This window comes from Achromobacter pulmonis (genome assembly GCF_002885955.2).
Lineage (GTDB): Bacteria > Pseudomonadota > Gammaproteobacteria > Burkholderiales > Burkholderiaceae_B > Achromobacter > Achromobacter pulmonis_A.
In genome coordinates, this window is record NZ_POQS01000004.1 from 479,443 (window position 1) to 494,957 (window position 15,515).

The 15,515-nt window shown below is 63.6% G+C and carries 14 protein-coding genes and 3 pseudogenes; 6 read left to right on the plus strand and 11 right to left on the minus strand.

Annotated features, from left to right (window positions below):
* Positions 1-10 precede the first annotated feature (10 nt).
* The 6 genes from C1I89_RS17385 to C1I89_RS17410 all read right to left on the minus strand — a co-directional run bounded on the left by C1I89_RS17385 (position 11) and on the right by C1I89_RS17410 (position 6,513).
* A complete protein-coding gene (locus C1I89_RS17385) occupies positions 11-1,093 on the minus strand; it encodes a c-type cytochrome (RefSeq protein ID WP_258231466.1) in 1,083 nt (360 codons plus the stop codon).
* Between the two features lie 23 nt (positions 1,094-1,116).
* The gene (locus tag C1I89_RS17390) at positions 1,117-1,911 is read right to left on the minus strand and encodes a c-type cytochrome (protein ID WP_102773918.1); all 795 of its coding nucleotides are present in this window, start codon (positions 1,909-1,911) and stop codon (positions 1,117-1,119) included.
* A gap of 12 nt (positions 1,912-1,923) precedes the next feature.
* The gene (locus tag C1I89_RS17395; RefSeq protein WP_102773919.1) at positions 1,924-2,589 is read right to left on the minus strand and encodes a cbb3-type cytochrome c oxidase subunit II; all 666 of its coding nucleotides are present in this window, start codon (positions 2,587-2,589) and stop codon (positions 1,924-1,926) included.
* Positions 2,582-4,156 (minus strand): cbb3-type cytochrome c oxidase subunit I, encoded by a 1,575-nt coding sequence (locus C1I89_RS17400; RefSeq protein ID WP_102773920.1) that lies wholly within the window; start codon positions 4,154-4,156, stop codon positions 2,582-2,584. The genes C1I89_RS17395 and C1I89_RS17400 overlap by 8 nt, the downstream gene beginning before the upstream one ends.
* A gap of 336 nt (positions 4,157-4,492) precedes the next feature.
* Positions 4,493-5,848, minus strand: coding sequence for an ATP-binding protein (locus C1I89_RS17405; RefSeq protein ID WP_102773921.1), 1,356 nt, complete (start codon positions 5,846-5,848; stop codon positions 4,493-4,495).
* Positions 5,845-6,513, minus strand: coding sequence for a response regulator (locus C1I89_RS17410; RefSeq protein ID WP_102773922.1), 669 nt, complete (start codon positions 6,511-6,513; stop codon positions 5,845-5,847). The genes C1I89_RS17405 and C1I89_RS17410 overlap by 4 nt, the downstream gene beginning before the upstream one ends.
* 157 nt (positions 6,514-6,670) lie before the next feature.
* Between C1I89_RS17410 and dsbD the strand changes: the two genes are divergently transcribed.
* The 4 genes from dsbD to C1I89_RS17430 are packed head-to-tail and all read left to right on the plus strand — an operon-like array spanning position 6,671 to position 10,402.
* A complete protein-coding gene (dsbD, locus tag C1I89_RS17415; RefSeq protein WP_102773923.1) occupies positions 6,671-8,464 on the plus strand; it encodes a protein-disulfide reductase DsbD in 1,794 nt (597 codons plus the stop codon).
* A complete protein-coding gene (locus C1I89_RS17420; protein ID WP_102773924.1) occupies positions 8,461-9,285 on the plus strand; it encodes a TlpA disulfide reductase family protein in 825 nt (274 codons plus the stop codon). Before dsbD ends, C1I89_RS17420 begins: the two co-directional genes overlap by 4 nt.
* Position 9,286: 1 nt before the next feature.
* A complete protein-coding gene (gene dsbG, locus C1I89_RS17425; RefSeq protein WP_102773925.1) occupies positions 9,287-10,060 on the plus strand; it encodes a thiol:disulfide interchange protein DsbG in 774 nt (257 codons plus the stop codon).
* Positions 10,061-10,093: 33 nt separating this feature from the next.
* A complete protein-coding gene (locus tag C1I89_RS17430) occupies positions 10,094-10,402 on the plus strand; it encodes a hypothetical protein (protein ID WP_102773926.1) in 309 nt (102 codons plus the stop codon).
* A gap of 176 nt (positions 10,403-10,578) precedes the next feature.
* On the opposite strand, the gene C1I89_RS17435 is transcribed toward C1I89_RS17430, so the two are convergent.
* The 3 genes and pseudogenes from C1I89_RS17435 to C1I89_RS35310 all read right to left on the minus strand — a co-directional run.
* Positions 10,579-11,262, minus strand: coding sequence for a carboxymuconolactone decarboxylase family protein (locus C1I89_RS17435; protein WP_219929594.1), 684 nt, complete (start codon positions 11,260-11,262; stop codon positions 10,579-10,581).
* 97 nt (positions 11,263-11,359) lie between these two features.
* Positions 11,360-11,854 (minus strand): (R)-mandelonitrile lyase, encoded by a 495-nt coding sequence (locus tag C1I89_RS17440; RefSeq protein WP_102773928.1) that lies wholly within the window; start codon positions 11,852-11,854, stop codon positions 11,360-11,362.
* Positions 11,855-11,881: 27 nt separating this feature from the next.
* Positions 11,882-11,974, minus strand: a pseudogene (locus C1I89_RS35310) ((R)-mandelonitrile lyase); the annotation flags it as partial.
* An 85-nt stretch (positions 11,975-12,059) separates the two neighbouring features.
* Between C1I89_RS35310 and C1I89_RS17450 the strand changes: the two are divergent.
* Positions 12,060-12,968, plus strand: a complete 909-nt coding sequence (locus C1I89_RS17450) for a LysR family transcriptional regulator (RefSeq protein ID WP_102773930.1) — start codon at positions 12,060-12,062, stop codon at positions 12,966-12,968.
* Here C1I89_RS17450 and C1I89_RS17455 read toward each other — a convergent pair.
* Positions 12,961-13,611, minus strand: a pseudogene (locus C1I89_RS17455) (LysR substrate-binding domain-containing protein); the annotation flags it as partial. The gene C1I89_RS17450 and the pseudogene C1I89_RS17455 sit on opposite strands and share 8 nt — an antisense overlap.
* A 45-nt stretch (positions 13,612-13,656) precedes the next feature.
* Between C1I89_RS17455 and C1I89_RS17460 the strand changes: the two are divergent.
* Positions 13,657-14,928, plus strand: a complete 1,272-nt coding sequence (locus tag C1I89_RS17460) for an IS256 family transposase (RefSeq protein WP_047350851.1) — start codon at positions 13,657-13,659, stop codon at positions 14,926-14,928.
* Between the two features lie 65 nt (positions 14,929-14,993).
* Here C1I89_RS17460 and C1I89_RS17465 read toward each other — a convergent pair.
* Positions 14,994-15,296: pseudogene (locus C1I89_RS17465) on the minus strand (LysR family transcriptional regulator); the annotation flags it as partial.
* Positions 15,297-15,515 lie beyond the last annotated feature (219 nt).

Below are 15,515 nucleotides of genomic sequence, written 5' to 3' on the forward strand. Positions count from 1 at the left end.
GTTCCCCCGGTTAATCGCGGCTGGCCCCCACGCCCGAGCCCAACAAGTGTCCTTCCAGTGTTTTTCCATAGAAGGACTCGCCGCCGTGAAACGCTTTGGCAGCCTGCGCAACCGTGCCGGTCTGTCGCGGGTCCTTGGGCCTCTCGTGGCTATTGATGAACGCGGCCACGTCCCAGGCCTCCTGATCCGTCAGGGAAAAGGGCTTGCCGTAAGGCATGTTCGCCTTGATGAACCCCGCGGCCGTATTGATCCGGGCCATGCCCGCCCCCCAGTTGTACGAGTCCGGCCCCCACAAGGGCGGAAAACGTACTTTTCCCTCCGGGTCCGTCGTGCCCTGGCCATCTCCGCCATGGCACAGCGCGCAGTTCTGCTGGTAAACGGCCAGGCCGCGCATCAAGTCGTATCCTTGCTCGGGTTTGGGCACCTTGGGGTACAGCGCGCCCGGCAGCTTTTGACCTGCGGGCGCGCCATCGGACAACCAGGCCATGTAGGTGATGAGATCCCGGTAGACGTCGCTGCCGGCTTCCGGCGGCTTGCCGGATGGGGACCCCTGAGCGTTCATGGAATAGGTGAAGCACCCCATTATTCGATCCTCCAGGGTGCTGATCGATTTCGTCTTGCTTCGATAGGCGGGATAGGCGCCGTACGCCGCCCACATCGGCGCCGCGTTCTCCCGCCGGCCGGCGTCCAGGTGGCAGTTCACGCACGCCATTGCATTTCCGACGTGGTCCTTTACATGCGTCCCGGTCTCCGTAAAGATGGCTCGCCCGCGTCGTACCGCATCGCCGTACGGGTTGTCCGGAATGGCGCTTTCCGGCGGCGGCGCGTAGTAGCCGTCAGCGTCGACAGGCATCCTGGGCAGTTTCGCAGCCCGGTCTGCTTTATACGCTTTCCGGTCGGCCTCCATATGCGCCCGCTCGTATGCGGACGAAAGCGCCCTGGTCTCGGGCTTTCCACCGAGCGCCTGATAGACGTGGCCGATTCCTCCGCTCTGGTAGACGGTGTACCCGATGCCAAAAAGCACCAACCCGAGCACGCCGGCATAGACGATCCTGCTTCTCGCCGAGTTCTTCGACCGGCTGGAATTTTGCATAGTCATTGCTGTCCGCTTCCTTCTTATTTCGAGTGCGCTGTCCGCAGAGAACCGAAGTACTGCGCTGCGGCCCACATGTCTTCTTCGCTCATGCGGGAGGCGATATCCTCCATCAGCGACTGCGGCGAGTTGTGGCGTCTGCCGCCCTTCCACGCGGTCAGCTGGCTGAACAGATATTCGGGCTGCTGGCCCGCGAGGCGGGGAAATGTGGCGCCCAGGCCCTCTCCGGCCTCGCCGTGGCACGTCGCGCATGCCGGCACATCCCTATTCCAGTCTCCGCGCAGGTTGAGCTCGCGCCCTCGGTTGAAGCGGCCATCTCCCGAGGGCGAAGGCGCGGCGGGTATCGATAGCGCCGAGTAGTACTCGGCGACTTCATTCATCTCGGACGGGCTGAGCTGCGAGGCGACGTATCGCATCGACTCATTGGTGCGAGCGCCCGAGACGAAATCCTGAAGCTGCTTGACGATGTAAGCGCTGTTCAAGCCCGCGAGCCGGGGCGTCTGTCCCGCTCCTTGTCCGGCGGCGCCGTGGCACGACGCACAGCTCCACACCTCGGCCGAGCCGCCATGAATCAAACGGGGAGCATCGTTCGCGGCGCCGGCAGGCTGATTCACCGTGCTCGCCGCAGGCGTGACCGTATCGCCGGCCGCCACGCGTTCCGGCACGAGGTCACCGACATAGCTGAACCCACCCCAGACGGCCAGGGCGATGAAAATCCCTAGAACAAATATGGGGATAGGCCGGGATGGCTCCCATGGATCGAATGCGGGGTCGACGTCCTCAACACGCTCGACAGAGCGCTTTTCACGAGTTGGCATTTGGCTGATTCCCTAGTGCTGTACGCCGCGACCCGACTGAGCGCCGTTCTGTTTATCGACAGTCCGGTCGTATCCCCTGTCTCGCATTGCCGCTTCACGGTCACTGACCGAATAGGAGCGGTTCAAGCTGAGGAGATATGCAACCAGATCCAGTGCCTCCTTGCGCGCAACAACGACTTTTCCGTCAGCTGGCTGATAGTCCTTGGGCAGCTTGACCACGACGTCGCCCGCCTGCGCCTTGTCCTTGGTCTCGAAAAGATAAGGGTAGGAAGGCATGATGCTCCAGTCGAATATTGCGCGCGGCTGATAAAGATGGGTCAGATGCCAATCCCTGCTGGGAAGCCTGCCGCCCACGTTCAGCAAGTCCGGGCCCGTACGCATGGTGCCCAACAGATGCGGCTCGTCGTATGCGTAGTCGCCCGGCGTCGACGCCCTCCCCCAGCCTCGCGCCAGGTCCGCGAAGGTCTGGCCGGTCGAGCGTGGCTGCTGGCTATGGCAGTACACGCAACCATTGGCGATGTACTGCTGGCGGCCGCTCAGTTGTTCCAGCGTGTATGGGCTCAGCGCTTTCGGCGGCTCGATGGTGCGCACCTGCCAGCCAGGCAGAATCACCAGCATCAGCGTCGCAAACGCGAGGATGCCGGTCGCCACCAGCAGAAGCGGGGTGATTCTATTCATGCTTGCCCCCTACCAAGGGACGTTTGGCGATCAACAGGCCAAAGAAGTGAATGCCGAAAACGATGTGCCCCAATGTCATCAATGCCCCTCCCAGAGACCGCCCCTCCAAGTAGGGAATGATGTGCCGTGTGATATCCGCGAATGCAACGTCGGGGTCGAGTAGCTCGACACCCTGAAAAAAGCCGCCGATGGTCAAGGCCAAGAAATAAATGAGGAAGCCCGCGACGGTCAGCCAGTAGTGCAAGGCGATGAGCCTCGGCCACGGCCATCGCTGTCCGGTCAGATGGGGCATCATGTAATAGAAGGCGCCGAACAGCACGACCGACACGAACGCATAGGCGCCCAGATGCGCGTGGCCCACCGTGTAATGCGTGAAATGGGTGATCGAGTTGACCGCCCGGACCGCCTCCAGCGAGCCCTGAAAGGACGCCGCCGTATACATCAGGGCGCCGGTCCATACGAACCGCAGCGCCATGGACTGCTTGAAAGCCCAGATGTTTTGAGCAACGGTTACGTGCTGGTTTACCGCCACCGCGATGACCGGGATGAACATCATCACGCTGTGAACGATGGACAGCGTCACCACCCACGTGGGGATGGGGCCACCGATCAGGTGGTGAATGCCAACCTGGCTATAGAACAGCGCCAGCCCCCAGAATCCCAGCAGCGAGACGCTATAGGAATAGACCGGCTTGCCGATGATCTTCGGAATCAAGTAGTAGGCGGTTCCGACGCCGAGGGGCGTCAGCCACAACCCGAGCACGTTGTGCGCGAACCACCAGTTCATGGTCGCCTGCTGCACCCCCAGATGAAGGCCCGGTATGTTCGCGATGAAAAACAGTATCGGAAACCAGGCCAGCCCCGCCAGGAAGTACCACCCGGATACGTAGAGATGGTGGACGGTGCGATGCAAGGCCGTATCGATCGCGGACCACGCCATCAGTGCTCCGCCCAGGGCCAGGAGCAGATCGACCTGCCATGGAATTTCAAGCCATTCCAGTCCGTCGGACCACCCGCCGCCAATCGCAATCACACCGCACACAACGCCGATCGACCACAGCACCGCGCCGGCGCGGGCAAATGCCGGACGTCTGAGCGGGGTGTGGAAGATGCGAGGCAGGATCCACAAGGCGACTCCGATGCCGGCAGCCGACAGCCAACCATAGGCCACCATGTTGAGGTGTATCGTTCGCGCCCGCCCAAACGTCGTGAAGGCGACCTCCGCGAGCCAGTCAGGCATGTGCAGCTTGAGGGACGCGACGAGGCCGAATAGGGAGCCGACGATCAGAAACAGGATCGAAACCGTGGAGAGCAGCAGCACCACGCCCGATCCAGGCGCGTCGATTCCGGCGCGTTCGACGTCGAATCGATGCGCGGCCTCGGCAGCTTCGCCGCTGGTGGAAGAGGGGTCGTCAAGAACGCCCGCTTCCCCGCCGAGAAAAATGGAGGACGCTTCCTTTTTCCCCGCGCTGATCTGCTTGTTCGCAATGGCCCAGATGAGCGCGCCCAGCGCGACCAGGGACACGACGAAACTGAGCGCCAGCAAGAACCCGAGTGTTGAGGACATGCTATTTTTTTCCGATAGCCCAAGAGGCGCCGGCTTCGACGGCGTTGCGCGCCCGGAAAGGCGCCCCTATGAGTTCGGACGGTGTCACGTGTGTCTGCTTGCGCCTCACGGCTCCCACTCCCTGCAGTTGTTCTTGTAAGAAAAATGGGCGTATGTTTGCCGACGACGATTAAGTGAGAATTAAGAACGCCCCTGCAGGGAGCTTTGCCCGTTGCGCGCGGCAATGGGTCGCGGCAAGCGCGCAAACCGCCGCCACACCGGGCGCGCGGTTCGGACTTTCTGTTGGAATTTCGTGGTCCCGCCCGGCGCGCGCAGAACGCGCGCGCCCCTACGGTCTTAACGCGGTTTTTCCCGCGAGTCGTCGACGCATAGCGGGACCGAGATTTCGGCGACGAGCCCGCCGCCCGGCCGTGGGCCTAGTTTCAGTTGGGCGCCGAACCGGTCGGAAATCGCGCGCACGATTGAAATGCCGAGTCCCGATCCATCGCCCTGTTTGCGGCCCTGGTCACCGCGCCAGAACCGTCGTCCGACCTGGGCGATCTGCTCCTGGCCCAACCCAGGGCCGCGATCGGCCACGGTAATCCGGCAACGGGCGGCTTCCTGGTCGAAGACGACGGCGACATCGACGCGCCGTTCCCGCGGAGAATAGAGAACGGCATTCTCGGCGAGGTTGCGCACAGCCGTTTCCAGCATCGATTTCGGCATCGCCGCCCGCCGGTCGTCGCCCTCTATGGTCAGGTCCACGCGATCGCACGCGCCGTCGCCAAGGCGGCCCAGTGCGGTTTGGACCGCTGATACGATGGAAGTGCAATTTCCTTCGACTTGGGTGACGTCCGCCTCCGTGCGGGCCAGGATCATCATCTGGTCCAGCGTTCGCCGCAAGCGCCGCACGCCCTCCTCTGCGCTCCGAAGTGAAAACTCCGCGTCTTCGCGGTCGGTGATCCGAATCACCTGCAGGTGCGTGTCGATCACGGTCAGCGGCGTTCGCAGTTCGTGCGCGGCCGCGTCCGTAAATGCCCGCTGACTGGAGAGCGCGGACGCAAGCCGCCCCAGCAGCCCGTTCATGGCGTCGAGCACCGGCCGCAGTTCCGAAGGCGAGCGATGGACCGCAATCGGAGACGTGTCCTCGGTCTGCCTCGCCCTGAGCTGATGCCGCAAGTTCTTTAGCGGAGCGAGCCCCCTGCCGATGCCTATCCATAGCGCGCCGAGCCCGCCAAGCACCGCGATGAGAAACGGGATGCCAGCGGCCCGCAAGAGATCCTCGATCAACAGATTCCGTTGATCGATGCGGTCGGCGGTGGTGATCTGGTAACCGTTAGCGTTCAGCACGTAGACACGCCATTTCTGCCCGCGCTCCTCGTGCACGCTGTATCCGGTGGCGATACTGTCTATGCCTGTGGGGCTGTCGTTGGTCCGCGCCAGCACCTCTCCATGCAGCCCTCGGATCAGGCAGCTGATTCCTTCTCCGCCATCTACGCGCACCGCCTCGGCCAGGTCTCCGTCCGGCTTCGCGGGCTCCAGGGCGCCGCGCTCCAGCAGCCCGGCGACCATCCGGGCGGACATCGCGAGGCGGCCATCGAGCGTACGATCGAGATCGGCGCGCACGCCCTGCATCATCCAGGCGGCCGCCGCGGCCCAAAGCACCGCGATGGAAATCCCGGCGATCAGGACCGCGCGAAACCTCAAGCTCATGATTCCGATCTCCAGCCCAACCGATATCCCAGGCCGCGAGCCGTCTCTATCGCAGCGGCTCCCAGCTTGCGCCGAATGTTGTGAATATGCACGTTCAAGGCGTTGCTGTTGATCTCCTCGCACCCTCCGTACAGTCTTTCGTTGAGGACATCCGGCATCACCCATCGGCCGTCTGCAGCCGCCAGGTGCGTCAGCAGATCGACTTCCCGGCGCGAAAGCAGAATCGGGGCGCCGTCGAACCACGCAAGTCCGCTATCCGGCTCAAGCCGCAACGGGCCGGCGTTGATGACCTGGGTCGTCCGGCCCTGCGTGCGCCGCACGAGCGCATGCAGGCGGGCGGCCAGCTCACGCAGGTCGAAGGGCTTCGTCATGTAATCGTCCGCCCCGCCATGCAGGCCCGCAAGCCGATGCTCCATGGCGTCTCGCGCCGTCAGAACCAGGACGGGCATGTTTGGATCCACGGCCCTGGCAATAGACAGCAACTCCATGCCGTCGCGATCGGGAAGGCCCAGGTCCAGTATCAGGGCATGGTAGGCGGCCTCCGCCTGCGCGGCCTCCGCTTCGGCGGCCGTGCATACGTGATGCGCGGTAATGCCGTGCGGCCTGAGGCCGGCCACAATTCCTTTACCGATCAGATCATCGTCCTCGACCAAAAGTACCCGCACAGCAGTCTCGATTCCTGTAAACAACAGGGAATATGTTAGGCGAGTTTCCCGACACACATGGCGCATGGCTGCAACCCGCCAGCCGCCTTGCGCGCCCTTTAGTCTCGCTTAATCGGGATGTTGCAACATGGCGGGATAGCGGTTGAAGGAGCGGGATTTGATTCGGTTTGGGCGGCTCATTGCAGTTTTCCTGGTGTGCTGGTTCGCCATCGGTGGCGCACGGGCGGACAGCGGCTGGCTGTCATCGTCGGAAGACGTGGAATTCCTGGAGCCGGACGAGGTCTTCAAGCTCGAGCCGGTTTATCGGGAAGGGGACTTCCTGTCGGTTCAAGGCCACATCGCGAAAGGCTACTACGTCTATCGGCAGTCGCTGAAGATCGTCGGCGGCGATGGCAGCGAAGCCGCCGTCACCCTACCTGAAGGCGTCACCCAGCACGACGAATTTTTCGGCGAAACAGAGGTCTACACCGGAGACGCCCTGCGTCTGCGCTGGCAGGGCGCCGGCGCGCAGGCCACGCTGCACTGGCAAGGTTGTGCCGAGGCGGGCATTTGCTACCCTCCCCAGACGGTGGCGCTGAGCTTGCCGGCCGCCAGCGCCGATGCCACGGCAAAGGGCGGATCGCCGGCAGCGGCAGGCACTTCCGCCGCGCAGGACCAGAGCGCCGCCCAGCGCCTGGCGGACCTCGGACCGATTTGGGGACCCGTGCTGTTTTTTGGATTTGGCCTGCTATTGGCGTTCACGCCCTGCACGCTCCCCATGATCCCGATCGTTTCCTCTATCGTCGTAGGAAGCCAGGCGAAGTCGAGGCGCGCCTTCGCCCTGTCCCTGTCGTATGTCCTGGCGATGGCCGCAACGTACGCCGTCGTCGGCGTGGCGGCCGGGCTCGCCGGCGCCAATGTGCAGGCCACGCTGCAATCCCCCTTGCTGCTTGGGGCATTTGCCGTTTTGTTCCTCGTTCTCGCCAGTTCCTTGTTCGGCATGTTCGAACTGCGCCTGCCTTCAGCGCTGGTCAGCCGCGTCGAGTCCGCAGGCAGAAAAAGCGGCGGCGGCAGCCTGCCCGGGGCCGCAGCCCTGGGGTTCCTGTCGGCGCTGCTCGTCGGGCCTTGCATGACGGCGCCATTGGCCGGGGCGCTGCTGTACATCGGACAGACAGGCAGCGCGCTGCAGGGGGGAATCGCCTTGTTTGCCCTGGGAATGGGCATGGGCCTGCCCCTGTTGGCGATCGCGGTGTTCGGCGCCCGCGTGCTCCCCAAGCCCGGAGCATGGATGGACCGCGTCAAAGTGGCATTCGGCTACGTCATGCTGGGAATGGCCGCGCTGATGCTGGACCGCTTCGTGCCGGCCACCATCGGTCTCGTGATCTGGGCAATTTGGGGGCTGTCCGTCACCCTCGGTCTATTGGCGTGGGCGAACGCCGTGGCGGCCCGGCACCGCCTGCTGTGGACCCTCCGGACCACGGCGGCGGTATCCGGCCTGTGGTCGATTCTCATGCTGGTCGGCGGCGCGTCCGGCGGAACCTCAACCCTTCAGCCGCTGAATCATTTACGCGGCCTGCCGGAGAATTCCGCCGCCGGAAATTCCAGGCCAGCATACGTTGCCGCCAAGTCGGTCGCCGATGTGGACAGGCTGTTGGCCCAGGCCGGCGAGCAAGGCAAATGGACCTTGATCGACTTCTATGCCGACTGGTGCATCAGTTGCCACGTGATCGAGCGCAACGTCTTCGGCGACCCGACCGTGGCGGCCAGGCTTGGGCGCATGCAGGTCGTACGCCCGGACGTCACGCATAACGACGCAACCGACCAGGCATTGCTCAAGCATTGGAAAGTGCTGGGGCCGCCCACGCTCATTCTCATAGGGCCCGACGGCAACGAGCGTCGGGAACTGCGCATGATCGGCGAGATCGACGCGGATCGGTTCCTGGCCCACTTGGACCGGGCGGGCGCGCCATGATCGGCCTGGGACCGTTTTCGATTCACCTGGTGGCGATCGCCATTGGCGCGATCGTTTCCCTGGGGGTAGCAAGCGCCCTGGCGCGCAGGCTTGCGCAGCACCCGTCCGCATCGGCAGGCTGGGCGCTGCTGGATGCGTTTTTCTGGGGGCTGCTCGCGGCGCGATTCGGATACATCGTCCGAAACTGGGAGGACTACGCAACGACGCCCAAGGCCGTTCTGGCCGTCGGGGATGGCGGATTCACCTGGTGGGTTGGCTTGTTCGCCGCGGCGATTGCCCTGTGGTTGAAAACCCGTTCGGCGCCCGCGCTGCGCAAGCCGGCATTTGGCGGCATGCTGGCCGGGATAGCCATCTGGCTGGCTGCGATGGGCGCGGTGGATTCGATGTATCGCTACGCCCCGCCCCTGCCCGATTCCTCGCTGATGACGATGGCAAACGAACCCATTTCTCTGAAGGCGTATACGGGCCGGCCTGTCGTTCTCAACCTGTGGGCCAGCTGGTGTCCTCCGTGCAGGCGCGAAATGCCCGTTTTCGAGATGGCGCAAAAGACCTACCCCGACATTGCCTTCGTCGCCGTCAACCAGGGCGAGTCCCAGCAACAGGTGAAAGCGTTCATCGAACATAACGGCCTGACGCTGGACCACGTCCTCTTGGACCCGTTCTCGACAATCACGCGAACCATGAGCGCCCGCGGCCTTCCCACCACCTTGTTCTTCGATCCCGAGGGAAGGATGGTGGACTCGCACGTCGGCGAACTGACATCCGCGACGCTCAGAGACAAGCTATCCCGCCATGACTTCATTAACAGAAAGGAGGACTGATATGCGCACCAAGCCTTTGGCGCGTCCGCTCGTCGCCGCGGCCTGTGCCGCACTGCTGGCCGCGCCCGTCCATGCCGGGGAACCGGCCCGGCCGCCCGTGCTCAAGGCCTTGGAAACCCAGGGACTTACCGTTATTCAGGAATTCAAAGTGGCGGACGGACTGCGCGGCTTCGCCGGCGCCATCCAGGAGCGCCCCGTCGCCATTTATGTCACCCCGGATGGCACGGCGATCGTCGGCACGCGAGTGGACGTGGAGGGCCGCCCCATTGACGCAGCCACGCTCCAAGACCTGGTGGCCAAGCCAATGGGAAAGAAAGTCTGGTCGCAGCTGAGCGAATCCTCCTGGGTGCTGGACGGCCGCTCCGAAGCGCCGCGCATCGTCTACACGTTTTCAGACGCTAACTGCCCCTATTGCCATCAGTTCTGGGAAGCGTCGCGCCCCTGGGTTGAGGCAGGCAAAGTGCAGCTCCGGCACATACTCGTGGGGGTCATCCGCGACGACAGCCCCGCCAAGGCGGCAGCGATATTGCGGGCTCCGGACCCCTCGGCCGCCCTGCAGAAGAATGAGCAGCGCTTCGACCAGGGCGGCATCGAACCCGCCTCCGAAGTTTCTGATGACGTACTGGAAGTGCTGGCGCGCAACCAGATGCTGATGGTGTCGACGGGCTTCCGGGGAACGCCGGGAATCGTCGTACGCGAGGAGGACGGCACCGTGAAAAAGTTCAGGGGCATGCCCCAGGGCGATCAGTTGAACGAAGTACTGGGGCCTCGTTGACCTGCTGACAAATAGACCCATAGCGAGACCCATATGGAACCGAAACTGAAAGTCATCCTGCACGCCCCCTCGCCGGCTGCCCTTCAACGGGCACGAAACAACGCACTGAACTTGAGAAATGGCATGCCTGCCGCCGAAGTGCGCATCATCGCCAATGCGCAGGCTGTCGAAGCCGCGTTGGACGTGGCGCATGAGCGCCTGGATGCCTCGACGTGGATCTGCCCCGTCAGTCTGGAACGACTGGGCAGGGGCAACAGGGAACCACTGCAAGTCCTGGGAGGCTCGGCTGTTCTTGAGATCGCAAGAATGCAAGTGACGGGATGGGTGTACATACGCGCGTGAATGCGCCGCCATCGGCGTGGCCCGCGCGTAGTACCGTTCTTCAGGCGCCTGGACATCCCGAACCGCATTTACCAGGGCTGCCTGGCCGTCGCCTCGCCGATGCCGGACGACGCGCCGGTGATTACGATGACTTTATCGTTGATCATGGGATCCTCTGCCTTCGTCTATTCGAACGGCTACTGCTTGCCGGCGGGAAGCGTTGCCAGATGCCGATCCAGCGCCTTGCTGGCGCGGCGGGCCATGTCGGCATCGACGCGCGACGACAGCACCTGGGTGAGCTGGCGCAACTGGCCGGCCGTGATGCCGACGTTCATGCTGATGCGCATGTGCGCCTGCAACTGCGACTCGGCGCCGGGCAGCGCCGAGAGCATGCCCACGGTGGCCAGCTCACGGCTTTGCCAGTCCAGGTTGTCGCGCTCGAAGATGTCGCCGAAAAGGTGCGCGCGCAGGTACTCGTTGGCGATGGGCGCGAAGTCGAACAGCGGCCCCTGCACCGGGCCGCCAGACAGCTTGGTCTGGTTGGCCGTACCGGCGGCCAGCAGCGCATCGCCCTTGGGGATGGGTCGGCTGGGTTCTCGCCCCAGGGCATCCTGGATGCCGCGTTGCTTGCGCGCGTCCAGCACCTTCATCAGCTCGCCCAGCGCATTGAGGCTGCGAGGGAAGCCGGCATAGGCGTAGAGCTGCACCAGGATCTCTCGGGCGTCGCTCACCATCATGCCGGCGTCCAGCCCTTGGTTCAGCGCGGCAGTCAGCCTGGCCATGTCTCCCGCGGCGGCAAATGCGGCGATCGGCACGATGGCTTGCTGGTGGGCGGATAGGGTTTCAGAAGCGCTTGATGCTTTCGTTTGAGATTGGGTCATGGATTTGGCGTCCTTCTCGTTCGCTGCGTGTCCCAGCATGGCGGACAGGCTCAGCGCCACGGTCAACACACCGGCTTGAAGCCGGGTGCGGCGGGACTTAGCGGGCGTTGTATTGCTCATCGGTCACTTTCTCCATCCAGGTCACGTTCTTGCCGTCCACGGTGCCCGTCACCGCCAGGTGCGTCATGGCGGTATCGGGCGCGGCCCCGTGCCAGTGCTTGACGCCGGGCGGGCACCACACCACGTCGCCGGGGCGGAGGACCTGCACCGGCTTGCCCCATTCCTGCGTCAGGCCCACGCCGGCAGTCACCACCAGGCGCTGTCCCGCGGGATGCGTGTGCCAGGCGGAACGCGCGCCGGGCTCGAAGGTAACCAGCCCGCCTGAGGCGTTGATGGTCTTGTCGGCGGGCCAGACCGGATCGATGCGCGCGCGGCCGGTGAAGTATTCGGCGGGACCGGCCATCGAGGCCTGCTCTCCCGCCCGCGTGATCTGCTGTGCGCCGGCGGGTGGATTGGCCTGCGGCCCGGCGGCCAGCGCCGCGTTGGCGTTCAGCGCTGTCGTGCACAGCGCAAGTCGGAGAACTGGGTGCATGGGGTTCCTTTCTTGAGGTGAAGCGGCTCAGCCGCGGGGCCGGCCGGCAAGATCCTGTTCATCGCTGACGTGCTCCATCCATTCGACGTTCTTGCCGTCCAGCGCCTCCTGGATGGCGATCTGGGGTCCGTACGAAACTGTATTGTTCGGTAGATTGGTTGAGAAGACCGTAAAATTGATATACGGTGGTGCAACGGATTCACCAATGGGAAAAGAGAATCTCAACGACCTGCAAGCTTTTGTAGCCGTGGCCCGTGAACGCAGCTTCACCCGGGCGGCGGCTCAACTAGGCCTGTCACGCTCGGCGCTGAGCCACGCGATGCTTGCGCTGGAAGCCCGGCTGGGCGTGCGGCTATTGGCGCGCACCACGCGCAGTGTCTCCACCACAGAGGCCGGCGCAAGGCTGCTGGACGCCGTGGCCCCCCGCATCGACGAGATCGAACTGGAGCTGGGCTCGCTCACGGCGCTGCGCGACAAGCCGGCCGGCACGGTGCGCATCACGGCGCACGACCATGCCATCACCACTGTGCTCTGGCCGCGGCTGCTGCCGCTGTTGCAGGAGTACCCCGACATCCACGTCGAATTCAGCGTGGACTATGCGTTCACCGACATCGCGGCGCACCGCTTTGATGCAGGCGTGCGCGTGGGCAATCGGGTGGACAAGGACATGATCGCCGTTCGCCTCGCGCCGGAACTGCGCATGGCCGTGGCCGCATCACCCGGCTATCTCGCGGGAAAGCCGCTGCCCAAGACGCCCCGCGATTTGACCGAGCACCGCTGCATCAATCTTCGGCTACCCACGCATGGGGGGTTGTATGCCTGGGACTTCGAGAAGGACGGACAGTCCATCAATGTGCGTGTGAGCGGCCAGACCACGTTCAACAACACCTTTCTGATGCTTCAGGCTGCGCTCGACGGCATGGGCTTTGCCTTCGTGCCGCTGGACACCATGCAGCCGCATATCGAGGCTGGCCGGCTGGTGCCCGTGCTGCAGGACTGGTGGCCGACTTTCCCGGGCTATCACCTGTATTACGCCAACCGCAAGCAAATCGCTCCGGCTTTGGCGCTGGTCATTGAGGCATTGCGCTGGCGCGCCAACGAACCGGTCAAGTAATGCCATTGACCGTGCCTCGGGGCGACGGCTTGGCGTTGCTTACCCGCAGCGCATTGAGCACCAACGCGAATGCGGGCGAAGGCTGTCGCTGGCTGGGGTAGTACAGGTAGTAGCCAGGGAACTGCGGGCACCAATCCTCCAGGACTCGCACCAGACGCCCCGCTTCGATGTGGGGAGCGAACTCCTCCTCCGGGAGACTCGCGATCCCCAAGCCCGCCACCGCCGCATCCACCATACTGAGCGATGTATTGAAGATGAGCTGCCCATTCACCCTCACGCTCAGCGCCTGCCCTCGGCGCTCGAAATCCCAGGTGTAAAGACCGCCCGCCGTCTGCATGCGCATATTGATGCAGTTGTGCTTGAGCAAGTCGCGCGGCGATTTGGGGATGGGCCGTGTTTTAAAGTACGCGGGTGACGCGGCAATCGCCATCCGCAATTTCGGCCCGATCGGCATGGCGACCATGTCCTTGTCGATCGTGTCGCCCAGGCGCACACCCGCATCGAACCGGTCCGCGACGATGTCCCGGAATCCATAGTTGATGTCGAACTCGACGTTGATGTCCGGGTACTCGAGCATCAACGGCGTGAGTTTAGGCAACAGCGTGGTGCGTAGGATGTGCTCTCCGCAGGTGATGGAGCTTGTCAGAAATTTTGTGTGTGAGGCATAGCATGTCGACAAGGAGCATGAATGCCACGCAAGACCAAACCCACCGCTTTGGCGGACCAGGCGGCACAGCCGCAATTTCACATCCCGGCCGAGCTGCTTGACCAGTTGGTGACCGGGCCCATGACGCCGGGCCAAGTCCAAGGGCTGTTCGATCAGTTCAAGAAGTCAATTCTTGAGCGGGCGCTGGGCGCCGAGATGAGTCATCACCTAGGCTATGCGCCCGGCCAAGCCAAGCCCACAGGCGGATCAGCCAACCACCGCAACGGCAAGAGCACCAAGACCGTACTGACCGATGTGGGGGCGCTGCGCATCGATGTCCCACGCGATCGCGAAGGCAGCTTCGAGCCGCAGCTCATTGGCAAGCACGAGCGGCGCTTTACGGGTTTCGACGACAAGATCATCGCCATGTACGCACGCGGCATGACGGTGCGCGAGATCCAGGGTTTCCTGGCTGAGATGTACTCGGTGGACGTCTCGCCCGAGCTCATCAGCCGTGTCACCGATGAGGTGATGGGCGAGGTCACGGCCTGGCAGACACGGCCGCTGGAGGCGATGTACCCGGTGGTGTTCTTCGATGCGCTGCGGGTCAAGATTCGCGAGGATGCGGTGGTGCGCTCCAAGGCCGTCTACCTGGCGCTGGGCGTACTGCCTGACGGCTCGCGCGACATCCTGGGAATCTGGATCGAGAACACCGAGGGGGCGAAGTTCTGGATGAAGGTCTTCAACGATCTGAAGACGCGCGGGGTGCAGGACATCCTGATTGCCGTCACCGACGGCCTCAAGGGCATGCCAGAGGCGCTGGGCGCAGTGTTCCCGGCGACGACGCTGCAGACCTGCATCGTGCACCTGATCCGGGGTGGCCTGGACTTTGCGTCATGGAAAGACCGCAAGGCGCTGGCCGCAGCCATCAAACCCATCTACACCGCGGTGAGCGCCGAGGCGGCCGAGGCCGAGTTGGATGCGTTTGCGGCCGGCCCCTGGGGGCAGCGGTTCCCGACCGTGGTCAGCGCCTGGCGCCGGGCCTGGGACAAGGTCATCCCGTTCTTCGCCTTCCCGCCCGAGGTGCGGCGCGTGATCTACACCACCAACGCCATCGAGAGCGTGAACGCACGGCTGCGCAAGATCATCAAAACGCGCGGCCACTTCCCCAGCGACGAGGCGGCCACCAAGCTGATCTGGCTGGCGCTGCGCAACATCACCGCGGACTGGGGGCGGGCGGCCAACCACTGGAAATCAGCGATGAACCAATTTGCGATCCTCTACGAGGACCGATTTACCAGATCGGGCCAGTAAGATCACCAAGCCGCCTCACGATTGAGTGACGGATTCAACAGCCTCACACACAGAAATCCTGACACTCCCCAGGTGATGCGCACCGTGCCGGCGGGCTTGTCCCGCATTTCGGTCAGCTCATCAAGTTCCGCGTCAATCTCGTCGAATCGGTGGCCTATCGCATTGAGCAGACGCTCGCCAGCGGTCGTCGGTGACACGCTGCGCGTGGTCCGGGTGAGCAGCCGAATCTCCAGTTGAGCCTCCAGGCCGCTGATCGCCTGGCTGATCGCAGACTGGGTGACGCCCAGCAGCGAGGCCGCACGTGTGAAGCTGCCTTCCCGCGCCACGGTCACGAAATACAGCAGATCGTTGAGGTTGCGTTTGGCCATCGCATCAGCCCGCCATATTGGATTAATTAGTTTTTCTAATATAGCTTAGTAGCTTTCATTAGCTAGTAACTCAAGCCTTGACGCGCCAATATTCAGTTTTGCCGTGTTCCTGAAGAGTACGGCGTTCCAGTGATTTCCGCCCAGATAGGCACCGCTTCATGACAAGCGACACGGCTGGGACTCCAGCGTCCACACTTCACGTTCAATCCAATACCGAAG